Genomic DNA, 13,725 nt, shown 5'->3' on the forward strand with positions numbered 1-13,725 from the left:
GTGGTTACGTTTTTTCTCTTGCACAAAGCTTATTCTTTCTTTACAATTAAAAAATAATTAATAATCTTTATATGTATTTAACGAAAGAGTTAGGCGAATTGATATGAAAAAAGCAAAGATAATCCATTTGTTTCTTGCTTTCATTACACTAATTTCAACTCTTTTTTTGTTTAATCGGCCAACTTTTGCGGCCACTAAGAAGGTCGAAAACGGCACAGTCATGAAGAAGATTAAACAATCAAAAGAACTAGTTGTGGGTACCTCCGCCGATTATCCGCCACTTGAATTTACTACTAGTGTGAATGGAAATACTAAATATGTTGGGGTCGATATTGAATTAGCTAAGGATATTGCAAAAGACTTGCATGCCAAATTGGTCATCAAGAACATGAGCTTTGACTCACTTCTTGTTGCGCTTGAAACAGGCAAGGTTGATATGGTTATTTCAGCTATGACGCCAAACTCTGAGAGAAAGAAGAGCGTAGACTTCTCCAAGATTTACTACAAGCCAAGTGGTGAATACTTCTTAATTAATAAGCGTGATCAATCTAAATATAGAAAGATCAAGGACTTCGCTGATCAAACTGTTGGTGCGCAAACAGGTAGTATCCAATACCAATTGATCCAATCTCAAATGAAGAAGTCTAAGGTTAAAGGCTTAGGCAAGATCAACAACTTAGTCTTGGCATTGAAATCAGGCAAGATGTCTGGAGTAGTCATGGAAGAATTGACTGCTAAAGCTTATGCGCAAAATGACAACAGTTTAATGGCTGTAAGAAGTGACTTACGTGAACAACAAGCTGGTAACGCGGTAGCTGTAGCTAAGGGCCAAGGTGACCTGGTTAAGGCAGTTAACAAGACAATTAACCGTGTAGAAAAGAAAAACTTAATTAACAAGGAATACTTGCCAGCAGCTGCCAAGTACATGAAGACAGCACAAAAGACCAGCACTATGGCAAAATATGCACCATACTTTGTTAAAGGGGTTGGCTACACTCTTGTAATTACTGTGTTCTCAGTTTTGATTGGTATCGTTCTGGGGATGCTGCTTGCACTAATGCGTTTGTCTAGAAACAAGTTGCTCCACTGGATTGCAGTTTGCTACATTGAATTTATTCGTGGTACACCGCAAATGGTGCAAATCTTATTCGTTTACTTCGGTGTTGGGGCATTGATTTCTAATTTGTCAGCCGTAGTTGCAGGTATTATTGCTATCGGGCTTAACTCAGGTGCCTATGTTGCCGAAGATATTAGATCTGGTATTGCCTCTGTTGCTAAAGGTCAAACTGAAGCTGCAAGATCACTTGGACTTAGCCAAGCCAAGGCATATCGCTACGTCATTATTCCTCAAGCGCTAAAGAATATTTGGCCAGCTTTAGGGAACGAATTTATTACTTTATTGAAGGATAGTTCATTGGTTTCAGTCATCGGTGTAACCGAATTGATGTACCAAACTGAATTGATTCAAACTTCAACTTACCGTGGTGTATTGCCATTGTTTATTGCGATGATCATCTACTTCATCATGACCTTTACTCTAACTAGATTACTTAACTACTTCGAAAAGAGGATGAAACACAATGACTAAAATGCTAGATATTCAACATCTAAAAAAGACTTTTGGCAAAAATGAAGTGTTAAAGGATATTTCAGCTTCTGTTGAAAAGGGCCAAGTAATTTGTATCATTGGTCCTTCAGGATCTGGTAAAAGTACCTTTTTGCGCTGTCTGAACGTGCTTGAACATCCTACAGCCGGAAAAATCCTTTTTGATGGCACAGACCTAGCTAGCTTAAAGGATGGCAAGGAACTAGATCAATTGCGTGAGAAAATGGGCATGGTGTTCCAAAACTTTAACCTGTTTCCAAATATGAATGTCATTGAAAATGTTAAGTTGGCACCAATGAAGGTTAAAGGAATTAGCGAAGCGCAAGCCGAAAAAACTGGCCTAGCTCTTTTAGAAAAAGTAGGTTTGGCTGATCGAGCAAAGCAATTCCCAACTAGTCTTTCAGGTGGTCAACAGCAACGTGTGGCGATTGCTAGAGCTTTAGCAATGGACCCAGAAGTGATGCTGTTTGACGAACCAACTAGTGCACTTGACCCTGAAATGGTTGGCGAAGTTTTGAAGACCATGAAGGATCTGGCTAGCTCAGGGATGACGATGGTAATCGTAACCCACGAAATGGGCTTTGCACGTGAAGTGGCCGACGAAGTCTGGTTTATGGCTGACGGCTACTTGCAGGGAAAGGGTACGCCTAAAGAAGTATTTGAACATCCTACAAGTGAAAGAGCAAAAGACTTCTTATCCAAAGTTTTATAAACGAAAAAAGACCAAACAATGTTTGGCTTTTTTTAATGCTTTTGAAGGCGAATGGTTTTGACAAAGAAGTTTTGTTTCCATTTGCCTTTTTTAGTTAATTGATCAAATAAATTATTTGAATTAGTTGGCAGTGATACGGTTTTGGCATCAATTGCCGCATTCAAGATTTTATTTTGCAATAAAATCGGTGACTGTACTTCAGTTTGTCTATCTAAAGAAGTGTTAGTCTGATTAGTTTGGTTAGCTTGCTGCTCTTCTTGAGTGGCATAGATAGTAGTGTCATTAGTGGCATCTTGTTTGAAGAGTTTAAATCTGTATTTGTAGACACCGTTGATGTTAATCTCGTATTCATGGCCTGATCTAATAACCGTCTTACCAGGTGAGTAGGTAATGATCGTCTTGAAGTTGCCATAGCCACCAGAACTATAATTTCTTACGTGCGTACCATTCGTAACGATATCTGTATCTAAATCCCTGATGGTGATCGTTGGCGTAGTTCTGACGACTCTGTTAGATAGATAAATTGACCAAACGATGTTCTTGCCTTGGGCCAATTCTGAAGGAAAGAGCCGGACGCTAGGGTAGGTAACCACTGGCTGACTAGATGCGCGGAACATATCGTTAGCGTTGAGCACTTTCTGCACGGAGTAGCGATAACCGTTATTGCCATAGGCGGCACCGATTCCGGTCGTAGTCAAACGAGTAGAAAGCAGCCATGCCCGGTGACCGGTGTCTGTTCCGCTTAAGTTATAGTGATCGGTAACCAAGTCGGTAATTACTTCGCCGGCCGATTGACGTGATACATTAAAGTTTAAGTTGGAACTTTCAGAGGTTTCTTTTGCTAATTTCCAAGTTGCTTTAGAAATAAAGCTTGGTCTTTTTTCACTAGGCAAACCGTGTTGATTGATAAAAGGATTGGCATTGATTGCGGCCATAACGGCTGCTGTTTTTTGCGTATCACTATTTGAAGAGTCACTAGTAGTAACAGGCGACAGGCCGAATAATGAGCGATAGTAGTTGATGTAGTCGATTTGCGTATTGATGTATTTAGAACGTAAGCGACCAGCTTTAAATTTTTTGCTTAAATGAGGCTTAACGGCATAAATGTTTGAAGCGCTATAATTAGTTTTATCTAAACTAGCGTACTCTTTTTGAAAATTATGGATTTCGTTAATTTCTTGAGTAGTAAAAGTGGCGGCTTGCGCATCTTGACTCACAAGCGGCACGAATAACAATGCTACGATAGCCGTGATAGAGAATTTTCGTAAAAGCATGTTTAACTCCCTTCTGGGGCTTTCTTAATATATTATTAATTATAAACTATTGTGAAAGGGCTTTAATGAAAAATATTCCACTATTTTGAGTTTTTCTGGTATTCTTTGCGTATAATAAAGGTTTGGAACATTTAAAAGAGGTATAAAACAATGACTAAAAAAATACAAGTCGGATTAATTTTTGGTGGTAACTCATCAGAATATGAAGTATCAATTGTTTCGGGTCACAACATTTATAAAGCGATTGACAAGGATAAGTTTGATGTGCACCCAATCTGGATCACTAATGAAGGCTACTTTGCAAACGAAGAAGAAAGCTTCAAAGTATTGGAAGATCCTTCATACCAAGTTAAGAATCCACACAAGGTTCACAACATTTCTAACTTAATCGAATTAGAAAACTTACCAGAAATTGATGTCTTCTTCCCAATTGTTCACGGTAACTTAGGTGAAGACGGTGTATTGCAAGGTTTATTCCGTTTAATGAACAAGCCATTCGTTGGTGACGACGTCTTAGCCGCTGCCGTAACTATGGACAAGGAATTTACCAAGATCTTGGCTCAAAAAGTTGGTGTTCCAGTTGCTGATTGGATTTCAATCAAGCGCTTTGAATACGATGACAAGAATAATGATAAACTTGATTATGAAAAGGTTGCTGAAAAGCTTGGCCGTGACATGTTCGTTAAGCCATCCAACCAAGGTTCATCAGTTGGTGTAAACCACGTTACTAACGCTGATGAATACGCTGCAGCATTAGAAGAAGCCTTCAAGTACGATGATAAAGTTTTAGTCGAAGAAACTGTACCAGGTACTGAAGTTGAAACAGCCGTTTTGGGTAACGACAAGCCAATTGTAGCAGGTGTTGGTCAAATCACCAATGCAAAAGGCTCATTCTACACTTACGAAAACAAGTACGATGACAACTCAACTTCTAAGTTGCAAATTCCAGCAGACTTGCCAGATGAAATTATCGATACAGTTAGAAAGAACGCTCGTAAGGTTTACGAAGTTACTGAATGTAGCGGTATGGCTAGAATCGACTCAATGCTTACCCCAGGTGGCAAGGTTGTTTTAACTGAAGTTAATGCTCTTCCTGGCTTTACCAACATCAGTATGTATCCTAAGTTGTTCGAAGAAGCTGGCATCCCTTACACTGAATTGATTACTCGATTGATCGAAGCAGGTATGGAAAGATTCGACCACAAGAAGACTTTGCTTCACAAGCACGATTAATGCCGAAAAGTACAGAGGTAGATTGTAATGACTAACACGCGTGATTTTGAGGAATTAGCTGCACCTAAAACAGCCGCAGAAGAATTAGGTATTAGTGTAGCTACATTAAGGAAATATTCTTTAATCGTGGAAAAGGTAACGGGCAATACTAACTACTTTGCTCGTACTAAGCAAAAGGCTCGTTTATACCATCAAAAAGATATTGATGACTTGAAGGCCCTCCACCGTTTATCTAAGAATAGCGGTTTGACTTTGCAAGAAGCTGCTCGTCAAATTTATGCAGTTAGTGATAAAAAAGACGAAAGACCAAAAGAAGAGCCAAAGAAGGTAGTTCCATACACCAATAGTGATGTAATGGATACTAAAGAAGTAGTAAAATTACTCAACACTCTTCAACAAACTATCTCTAACCAAAATGAGGCTATTAGTTCTTTGCAAAAGCAATTGAACGTGATTCAAAAGCAGAATCAAGATTTAATTGAGGCCCAAAAGCAGCTTGCTGCACCTAAGGATAATTCTGATAAGATCGCCGCATTGCCGGATATTTCTGGCGTCGTTAGCGACGATGACGCTGAGCCTAAGAAGGATGCAGAGCAAAAGCGCGAAGAAGTAAAAGAAGACATGCATAAGAGTCAAGAAGAGATGCATGACGAAATTATTTCTAAGGCCAAAGAAAATGCTAAAAAGCGTGCAACTGCAAATGTTCACAGAACTCTAGAAGATATGCAACTTCCAGAAAGAAAGGAACATTGGTGGCAAAGAATTTTTAAATTTTAAACGAAAGTCTAAAGATTTTATTGAAAATCTAAAGAATTGAAAGGCGACCTAACATTAGGCCGCCTTTTGTTTTACAGTAAAAGTATCAAAGAAATAGGAAGTTGTAATAATGAAGCATAAATGGAAAAAACGCTATACTGCAGCGATTATCGTTGCAGTAGTGGGAGCAATTTTTACGGTTTTGACCTACTTTGCAACAGACATCTATCATAAGGATGAAGTAGCACTTATTACAGATGCCCAAATCAAAGATACGCTGATCGAAAAGAACGAAGACGTTTATAAGAATCAGGATCAAACCAGACAGCAAATTTTGCACTTGAAGATTCTGTCAGGTAAGAATAAAGGGGAGACGTACACCACGAAAAACGTGTACTATCCTTCACAGCTGACGACTCAGAAGTTCCGGCCGCGGCAACGAATTTTCGTGAACATCAAAAAAGGTGATCCGGCAATCGTAAATCCTAAACGTGATTGGGTATTGGTGTTAGTAGTTACGATTACTTTGACCTTGATGGTGGCTGTATCAGGTAAGCATTCGATCTCGCTGGTGGTTTCGATGATCCTCAGTTGGATTACCTTTTACTTGATCATTGTCTGGGACGTTCATTTAAATGGTGCACACATCATTTTATTGTTTGGCCTAGCCGACATTATCTTCTCATTCGTGAGTCTATTAATTGTGCAAGGCTTTAATAAAAAGATGCTGGCTACGTGGCTGGCCACACTGCTCGGAGTATTCGTCTCCTTTGCCTTGTGCTATGTCATTATGAAGTTAACCGGCGAATCTGAAATGAAGTATGAAACTGGGGACTACGCAACGCAGGATCCACGTGGATTGTTTTTAGCCCAAACCTTGATCGGAATTTTGGGTGCGGTAATGGATGAAGCAACGGATATCATTTCTAGTTTGTACGAATTGATTCAAACGAAGAAGGATATCACAACGAAGCAATTGATCCAGAGTGGTCGTACCATGGGACAAGAAATCATGGGGCCATTGATCAATGTTTTGGTTTTGATTTTCATCGCTGGGGCCTTGCCTGAGACGATTTTGTACTTGCGGGACAATAATACGTTTGCATCTACTTTCGGCTTTACGTTGTCGCTAGGAGCCACACAGAGTGTAATTTCTGCGATTGGGATTGTCTTGACGGTCATTTTTGCGACGGGATGTAGTTTATTCTTCTTGAAGAATAGAGATTGGAAGAGTTTGTTTAAAAAAGAAGGTGAGAATAAATGAGTACGCTAATGGCGTTAATCATCGTTTTAGCGATTTTGATGACGATTGTCGGCGGTGAAACTGGAATTCGTAGTTTCTTTAGTGTTTTGATTAACACCTTGCTGCTGATCTTGGTAGCGATGCTAATTTCATGGGGAATCAATATTGCAATTTTGACGTTGATCTTCATTCCGCTAAAACTAGTGACGATCATTTTCCTAGGAACGCACGATTATACTGTAGCGAAAAATTCATTCTATTCTGCCTTCTTGGTCTGCTTGATCGTGAGCTTGTTTATCTGGGGCTGCCAATATTTGGCACAAGCTGCAGGACTTGGACCAGAGGCAGGAGAACTGCTGGTAGGTTTGTCACAGATGCCAGGCTTGAGCTACCCAATGATCGCGGTAACTGTAGCCATCTTCTCAACTCTAGGTGCGATTGCGGAAGCAGCCGTAGCGATGAGTTCAGGTTTGCTTGAAATTAAGAAGCACAATCCTGATATTGGCAAAGAAGAGTTAATGAATAGTGGTACGGCGATCGGTAACGACGTTTTAGGTACAGCCATGAACACTATTTTATTCGGAATGTTTGGTAGTTTCTTATCCTTGTTCTTATGGTATTTCCGCTTAGGTTATACACCAGGTGAAGTCGTTAATGAAAAACTTTTTGTTAATGAAGCATTAATTATCATGTATTCTTTAATTGGTGTTATATTAACGGTACCTCTTTCATCATTTATGTTATCTAGAGGAATGGGTAAGAAAGGACTGAAACATGAAGATAGAAAATCTGACGCTAACTAATTTTAATCAGCGTGAATTCAAAATTCATACTTACGTGCTGGATCAAAATCCGGAGCTGGTGGAACAAAAACGTCCTTTGGCAATTGTGGTTCCGGGCGGCAGCTTTGAACACTTGTCTCAAAGAGAAAGTGAGCCAGTTGCTTTAGCGTTTAACAATGAAGGTTTTAATAGCGTGGTAATGGAATATAACTTAGTGCACGATGAGGGCAAGATTTATCCTGATGCGGGTCTTGATGTTTTATCAACTGTAAAGTTCTTTAGAGATCATGCGGAAGAATATAATTTAGATCCTGAACGCATTTTGACAATTGGTTTTTCAGCTGGTGGACATGTTGTCAGTGTAGCCAACAATATGGCAACTAGTCCTTTGTATCAAAAAAAATACGGTTTTGAAAAAGATGATGTATTACCTAATAAGACGATTTTGGGATATCCACTAATCAATATTGAGAAGATTGGTTTTCCTATTCCAGAAGATCAAAAGAATAAGATGCCAGAAGAGAAGGATCTTTTGGATAGTGCATTAGGTGTTACACGTGAAACACCAGATACATTTATCTTCCAGGCATGGGATGATCCAGTTGTTTTGATTGGAAACTCAATTGAATATATTGGTGCATTGAATAAGAATAAAGTCCCAACTGAAGTACATTTGTTTAATCACGGCTATCATGGATTTTCTTTGGCACGTCATAATGTACAAACTAAGGGTCGTGAATGGCAAGAAAATCCGCACGCAGCTCATTGGTTTAATTTAGCAATGGAATGGCTAAAGAGCGAATGGGGCGAATAAAAAAAGAGTTCTCGTGAAGAGAACTCTTTTTTAGTTTGACTATATTTAGCTTTATTTCTTTTCTCTAAAGAAGATAATTTCCTTAGATGCGATAAATGGACCAGATGACTTGTAGACCTTCAATCTGATTGCCTTAACAGCCACATCACGTAAGCCCACAACTTTATTCTTGCTGTCGGACTTCCAAGTGAGACGTTCGCCATAAGGCTTAAAGTTGACACCATCCGTTGAAGTTTCAACGCTAACCTCAACCGGGTCACCTTGATGATCAATCTTGCGAGGTACCCAAACCATGCGGCTTAAATGCTCTAATTGGTTAAACTTGAAGTTCAATTCAAGTGGTTCATCTTCACTTACGCCATTAACTGTTTTCCATTCGCTAGCTAATTTCAAATCGGTCAAATATTCAAGTGGGTGGTCTTTTTGACTGGTTAAATTGCTAGTGACCTTGATATTGTTAATCGCATAATTCATTGGGTCCGGCTTAGTAATTGCGCCAAATGGATCTGACCATTCAGAAACCTTATTACCTGCAACGTAACGCAAACGCAATGTGTAGCGAGTATTTGGTACCAATTCATGGAAGGTGAATGAACTGCCATCAATGCCATCATGCAAAATACCATTAACTTCGATTTGAACTTTATCAGTCAATTGTGGCCAAACAACCGTCAATGAGTGTGAGCTGATCTTATCAGGATCAACTGTTGGTTGTTTTGGTGAACGAAGCAAAGAGTCAGTAATTGCGTGCACCAAAGTTTCGTTACCATATCTAAAGTTGCGGATGGTAATTTCAATCTTAGAATCAGTGATGTCACGCTTAGCCAACTTAATTTGCAAAGCCGTTTGCTTCTTTTCTTGGTATTGATCAAATTCAGGCATCCAGCTGTAGTTGGTGTTGAAGAAGAAGCCTTCCTTTGCGTGGGCAAAAGTATCAACTGTGCCATATTCTTGCATGTTGATGACTTGATCATTGATCTTAACGGTTAAACCATCAGGATAGCCGTCACACATGATGTTCAAGTTAGTTGTATTTTCCGTTTGGAAAGTACTGAAATCACCTTGAGTTGGATCAATCGTAATAGTTAACTTGCTTGCTTCAAGATCACTGCTGATTTGGGTAGAAACATGGTTTCTTGAGTAATCGTTGTAGCCATTATCATCGTAAGTAACCATTTTGCTGTGGCCTTGTGGGTAAAGGACGTAGTTGCGTTCACCTAAGTCAAAGATTGAACCGCCACGAACAAAGACAGGTAAGTGCCAAGATGGGTAAGATTGCTTGTTGTAAACTCGGCCACCCAAGTATTTCTTACCGTCGAACAAGTCAACCCACATTGTGCGGTGGTTTGGCAAGTAGAGGTTATCTTTTCTAGAATTGCCGTTGCCATCTTCACGACCATTAACGATTGGTGAAATCAGTAAGTTAGGTCCAAGCATGAATTCATGACCTACTTGAGGCGTGTAGTTGATTTGTTCATGTGGGAATTCCAAGAAGAGTGGTCTCATAATTGGTTCACCCACTTGTGCGCAGTAAATCAACGTGTACATGTAAGTGCGAAGTTGTTCACGCAATTTCAAGTAAGCGCGATTAATTTGAGTCATCTTGCTGTTATAAGTAAATGGCGTCTTACTGAATTTGCCTTGGTCATCCAAATTAAAGAGTAGTGGAGTGAATGCCTTCCATTCAAAGTCACGGATACTGATTTGGGCATTGCCGCCACCAGCGGTACCGTCAACTGCACTACCGATTAGAGGTTGGCCTGAAAGACTAGAACCTAAGAAACCGGCAACCTGAGTTGGGATATTTTCCCAATTGCCGCCAATATCGCCAAAGGCTAAAATAGTTCTGCTTTGGCTACCAGCAATTCCCGTATTTGAGAAAATAAGCGGGCGCTTGCGCTTTAAGTTATCACGCAAAATAATCGCATCATCTTTTAAAGTCTTAGGATTGCTGCTGGTTGTTTGAATAAAGGGAGTATCTGGAGCTGTCTTAGGCGTTTCGTCGCCACTCCAAACACCGGCATTAACGTCGCGGCTAGAAGCATAATCGCTAAAGCTGGCCATTGCTTCTGGGTTAACGTCTTGAATTTCGTAGTTAGGCACAATCCAACTTAACTTGAAGTGTTGCTTCTCATAACGATCAACCATCGCACGAGCAGAGAATTGATATTCTTCTTCGCCATTCAAAGAAGCCTTACCGTTAGAATCTTCTGGATTATCGGTTCTAGTGTAGTAGTTGCCATCTTCAAAGACGGTGGCATTTCTTTCCTTGGCTTCGCCAGGTTGCCAAAGCGTGGTCAAAAAGTTGCCGATGTGGCCCAAACCTAATGCGTACTTAGGTGGCATCAATGGCTTGCCAGTCAAAGTGTAGTATTTAGCCAAAATATCTTTAGGAGAATTGCCCAAAAGATAGAAGGTATCAAACACGTTAGTGTTGTGCTTCAAGATCGTGGCATCAGCTTCAGTTTTACCGAAGTCATAGCTACCAGTTGATTCAGTGTTGCGCAATTCACCAAAACCTGAGTTAGCCCAGAAAAATGGGATTTGGCTTAGCACGCCGCCTTTACCCGTAATCTTGTCACGCTTAATTTCGATGACCTTGCCTTTATGACTGAAGTAGCCATTTTGCATCCCGCCACCAAAGTAAAATTCATTCTTATGTTGCTTCAAAATCTCAGTTGTTTGATTTTGATCGAGCTCAAGCGGACTAAGCTGCATTACGCGGTTGCGGTGCAAAGTCTCATCAAAAATATTCATCACGGCTGGTTTTTGCTGAAAAATAAGCTGGTAATTGCCAGATTGAATAATTAATGAATCGCTAGTAGCCTTAGGCTTAGATTTTTCAAAGTAACTATTATCAAATTGAGCCAGGTCAACAAAAGAGGAGTGATTCTCGTCAAAATTTTTAGCAGGATCAAGGAAATAACGGAATATTCCCTCAGCTAAAATATAAAGACGAGCAACTTCTCCAGTGGAATAATGGAGTTCATAATAATGATCACGTTTATTAGCACCGATAAGCTGACCTAATTGGTGTCTTTCTATTTGAGTATTTTGTGTCATATTGCTTTCTTCCTAATTTTACTTGTTACCCTATATTATAACGAAAAAATAGAAAACTTTTTGTTCAATTATATTAAAACTGGTATTGACCAATTTTATCGGATATAATAAAGATATTGAAAGCGATTATTATTTTTTTGATGAGAGAAGATACATATGACTTATTACATTCATGCAGACAAGTTTTTCTTAGAAAACAGAACAGAAAATGGCGGTTATCTTGAAGTTCAAGACAACGGCAAGTTTGGCTTTTTCTATCCTGAGTCTAAAAAGCCAGAAGGTAAGATCGTTGACTACAAGGGTAAGTGGGTTGCTCCAGGTTTAGTTGATACTCACATCCATGGTTCACTTCGTGAAGATGTTATGAAGAGTGACTGGGAAGGCATCAACAAGATTTCTAATGGTCTTCTTAGCGCAGGTGTAACCTCATGGCTGCCAACTACAATCACTGCCGGTAGCGATACTTTGACTAGAATCTGCAAGATGTTCGCAGACCACAAGGGTCAAGAAACTGGTGCCAAGATTCAAGGTATTCACTTTGAAGGACCTTTCTTTACTGAAGAACACGCTGGTGCTGAAAACCCTAAGTACATGATGGATCCAGACATCAACGAATTTAACAAGTGGCGCGATGCTTCAGACGGCATGCTTTGCAAGATCTCAATGGCTCCTGAAAGAAAGGGCTCAAAGGAATTTATCCGCGAAGCTGTTAAGGAAGGCGTAGTTATTTCATTAGGTCACTCAAGCGCAACCTTTGAAGAAGCAGTTGAAGGCGTTGAAGCTGGTGCAACTATGTTTACTCACACCTTTAACGGGATGCCAGATCCAAGCCACCACATTCCATCAATTTCAAACGCTGCAATGGCTTTGAACAACGTAACTGACGAATTAATCTGTGATGGTCACCACGTTCAACCATCAATGGCTAAGACCTTGATCAATGCAGTAGGTCCAGAACACATTGCTTTAATCACCGACTGTATGGAAGCTGGTATGATGCCAGATGGTGACTACATGTTGGGTGAACTTCCAGTTTACGTAAAAGACGGTATGGCTCGTCTTAAGGACGGCGACAACTTGGCTGGTTCAATTTTGCAATTGAAGCAAGCTATCAAGAATGTCGTTGATTGGAACATTGTAACTCCAGAAGAAGCAGTAATGATGGCCAGCTACGTTCCAGCTAAGAGTGCTCACATCTTAGACAAGTGCGGTACTATTGCTCCAGATAAAGATGCCGACTTCTTGATCTTGAACCCTGATATGACTTTGAGTGAAACCTACATGAATGGTGAATCAAGATACAAGGCTTAATTAGTGATAAAAGATATAGAAAAATGGCGTTAGAAAGCTAACGTCATTTTTTATAATTATTTTTATGTAAGCGCTTTTAATTTTGAGAAAAGGTGGTATAGTATTGGTGAGGAGAAAAATAATTACTAGTTGAAAGGTTTGTGATACCGATGGGCATTGTAAATTGAACAGTAATAATTTCTCACCAAGTGACGAATAATTAATATAAGTGGTCCGGACCTTGTAAGGTGGACATAGAGTAATGATAATTTGGCAGTCGCTTGAAGAATGTATGTAATCTGTAGTAGAAAGACAAAAGATACATGACAAATTCTAATAAAAAATGACCTCTCGTAATATAAGTGAAATTGCGAGGGGTCATTTATTTTGTCTTTTTTATTTTTTCAATTAATAGACAGCACCATCGTAAAAGTTGAAGCGAGGTCTGTTAAAGTCGAAGTCTTTCAATTCGCTGATCTTGATTACGTTGTCGCAAACGCCCCAACTCATCAAGTTGATTGGCTTACCATAGTCTTCGTCAGGGATGACAAGCAAGATGTATTTACCTTGAGACAATGCGTAGCCAAGTTCCATCCCAAGGCCAACATCTTCTTCTTCAGGTAAATAAACACCGAGCATTACGTCTGAAGACTTAATACCAACTAAGTCATTGTGGTAGGTAGCAGATGCCCATTCAATATCGTGTAAATATTCTGGGTGTTCATCAACGCGGATGCCTTTGTATTGGTTATCAAGTGGGACGTAACTGTTTTCTAAGTCAACAGTAGGGTTCTTCTTTAAAGCTTCCATGGCTTCTTTGTAAGCCTTGTTTTGCTTTTCGTTGAACCAACCAGCACCGAAATATAAAGTCTTTGTTTTTGTCATGATATTCTCCCTAAAAAATAAACAACTATTAAGTTAACTTTATCATCTTTTTGGTTGAAAAAAACGT

At 39.6% G+C, this 13,725-nt stretch carries 11 protein-coding genes; 8 read left to right on the top strand and 3 right to left on the bottom strand.

The annotated features are described in order from the left end of the window. Positions 1 to 103 precede the first annotated feature (103 nt). Positions 104 to 1,588, top strand: a complete 1,485-nt coding sequence (locus BN1206_RS00365; RefSeq protein WP_052542704.1) for an ABC transporter substrate-binding protein/permease — start codon at positions 104 to 106, stop codon at positions 1,586 to 1,588. Next, on the top strand, positions 1,581 to 2,318 hold the full coding sequence (locus BN1206_RS00370; RefSeq protein ID WP_052542711.1) for an amino acid ABC transporter ATP-binding protein: 738 nt from the start codon (positions 1,581 to 1,583) through the stop codon (positions 2,316 to 2,318). Before BN1206_RS00365 ends, BN1206_RS00370 begins: the two co-directional genes overlap by 8 nt. 32 nt (positions 2,319 to 2,350) lie before the next feature. Here the strand turns inward: BN1206_RS00370 and BN1206_RS00375 are convergent, their stop codons facing one another. Further along, complete coding sequence (locus BN1206_RS00375) at positions 2,351 to 3,592, bottom strand: CAP domain-containing protein (RefSeq protein WP_013641390.1); 1,242 nt, start codon at positions 3,590 to 3,592, stop codon at positions 2,351 to 2,353. Between the two features lie 150 nt (positions 3,593 to 3,742). On the opposite strand from BN1206_RS00375, the gene BN1206_RS00380 reads away from it, so the two are divergent. The 5 genes from BN1206_RS00380 (at position 3,743) to BN1206_RS00400 (ending at position 8,420) form a co-directional block, all read left to right on the top strand. Beyond that, positions 3,743 to 4,825, top strand: a complete 1,083-nt coding sequence (locus tag BN1206_RS00380) for a D-alanine--D-alanine ligase family protein (RefSeq protein WP_013436982.1) — start codon at positions 3,743 to 3,745, stop codon at positions 4,823 to 4,825. Positions 4,826 to 4,852: 27 nt separating this feature from the next. After that, entirely contained in the window at positions 4,853 to 5,602 is a 750-nt protein-coding gene (locus tag BN1206_RS00385) for a MerR family transcriptional regulator (RefSeq protein WP_052542712.1), read from the top strand. Between the two features lie 109 nt (positions 5,603 to 5,711). Next, positions 5,712 to 6,845: a YibE/F family protein gene (locus BN1206_RS00390; protein ID WP_052542714.1), complete on the top strand. Its 1,134-nt coding sequence runs from the start codon at positions 5,712 to 5,714 to the stop codon at positions 6,843 to 6,845. Continuing rightward, positions 6,842 to 7,627 (top strand): YibE/F family protein, encoded by a 786-nt coding sequence (locus BN1206_RS00395; RefSeq protein ID WP_013436985.1) that lies wholly within the window; start codon positions 6,842 to 6,844, stop codon positions 7,625 to 7,627. The genes BN1206_RS00390 and BN1206_RS00395 overlap by 4 nt, the downstream gene beginning before the upstream one ends. After that, positions 7,599 to 8,420: an alpha/beta hydrolase gene (locus tag BN1206_RS00400; RefSeq protein ID WP_013436986.1), complete on the top strand. Its 822-nt coding sequence runs from the start codon at positions 7,599 to 7,601 to the stop codon at positions 8,418 to 8,420. Before BN1206_RS00395 ends, BN1206_RS00400 begins: the two co-directional genes overlap by 29 nt. A 51-nt stretch (positions 8,421 to 8,471) precedes the next feature. Here BN1206_RS00400 and BN1206_RS00405 read toward each other — a convergent pair whose 3' ends face one another. Continuing rightward, a complete protein-coding gene (locus BN1206_RS00405; protein ID WP_013436987.1) occupies positions 8,472 to 11,483 on the bottom strand; it encodes a TIM-barrel domain-containing protein in 3,012 nt (1,003 codons plus the stop codon). Positions 11,484 to 11,639: 156 nt separating this feature from the next. Here BN1206_RS00405 and nagA point away from each other — a divergent pair, with 156 nt between their 5' ends. Continuing rightward, the gene (gene nagA / locus BN1206_RS00410) at positions 11,640 to 12,794 is read left to right on the top strand and encodes an N-acetylglucosamine-6-phosphate deacetylase (protein ID WP_013436988.1); all 1,155 of its coding nucleotides are present in this window, start codon (positions 11,640 to 11,642) and stop codon (positions 12,792 to 12,794) included. Between the two features lie 387 nt (positions 12,795 to 13,181). On the opposite strand, the gene BN1206_RS00415 is transcribed toward nagA, so the two are convergent. Then, positions 13,182 to 13,658: a nucleoside 2-deoxyribosyltransferase gene (locus BN1206_RS00415; RefSeq protein WP_013436989.1), complete on the bottom strand. Its 477-nt coding sequence runs from the start codon at positions 13,656 to 13,658 to the stop codon at positions 13,182 to 13,184. Positions 13,659 to 13,725 lie beyond the last annotated feature (67 nt).

The organism is Lactobacillus sp. OTU4228, from assembly GCF_001006945.1.
Classification (GTDB): Bacteria; Bacillota; Bacilli; order Lactobacillales; family Lactobacillaceae; genus Lactobacillus; species Lactobacillus amylovorus.

Coding starts and splice junctions, on each gene's coding strand:
- BN1206_RS00365 (WP_052542704.1), top strand. CDS start 104: ATGAAAAAAGCAAAGATAATCCATTTGTTTCTTGCTTTCATTACACTA.
- BN1206_RS00370 (WP_052542711.1), top strand. CDS start 1,581: ATGACTAAAATGCTAGATATTCAACATCTAAAAAAGACTTTTGGCAAA.
- BN1206_RS00375 (WP_013641390.1), bottom strand. CDS start 3,592: ATGCTTTTACGAAAATTCTCTATCACGGCTATCGTAGCATTGTTATTC.
- BN1206_RS00380 (WP_013436982.1), top strand. CDS start 3,743: ATGACTAAAAAAATACAAGTCGGATTAATTTTTGGTGGTAACTCATCA.
- BN1206_RS00385 (WP_052542712.1), top strand. CDS start 4,853: ATGACTAACACGCGTGATTTTGAGGAATTAGCTGCACCTAAAACAGCC.
- BN1206_RS00390 (WP_052542714.1), top strand. CDS start 5,712: ATGAAGCATAAATGGAAAAAACGCTATACTGCAGCGATTATCGTTGCA.
- BN1206_RS00395 (WP_013436985.1), top strand. CDS start 6,842: ATGAGTACGCTAATGGCGTTAATCATCGTTTTAGCGATTTTGATGACG.
- BN1206_RS00400 (WP_013436986.1), top strand. CDS start 7,599: ATGAAGATAGAAAATCTGACGCTAACTAATTTTAATCAGCGTGAATTC.
- BN1206_RS00405 (WP_013436987.1), bottom strand. CDS start 11,483: ATGACACAAAATACTCAAATAGAAAGACACCAATTAGGTCAGCTTATC.
- nagA (WP_013436988.1), top strand. CDS start 11,640: ATGACTTATTACATTCATGCAGACAAGTTTTTCTTAGAAAACAGAACA.
- BN1206_RS00415 (WP_013436989.1), bottom strand. CDS start 13,658: ATGACAAAAACAAAGACTTTATATTTCGGTGCTGGTTGGTTCAACGAA.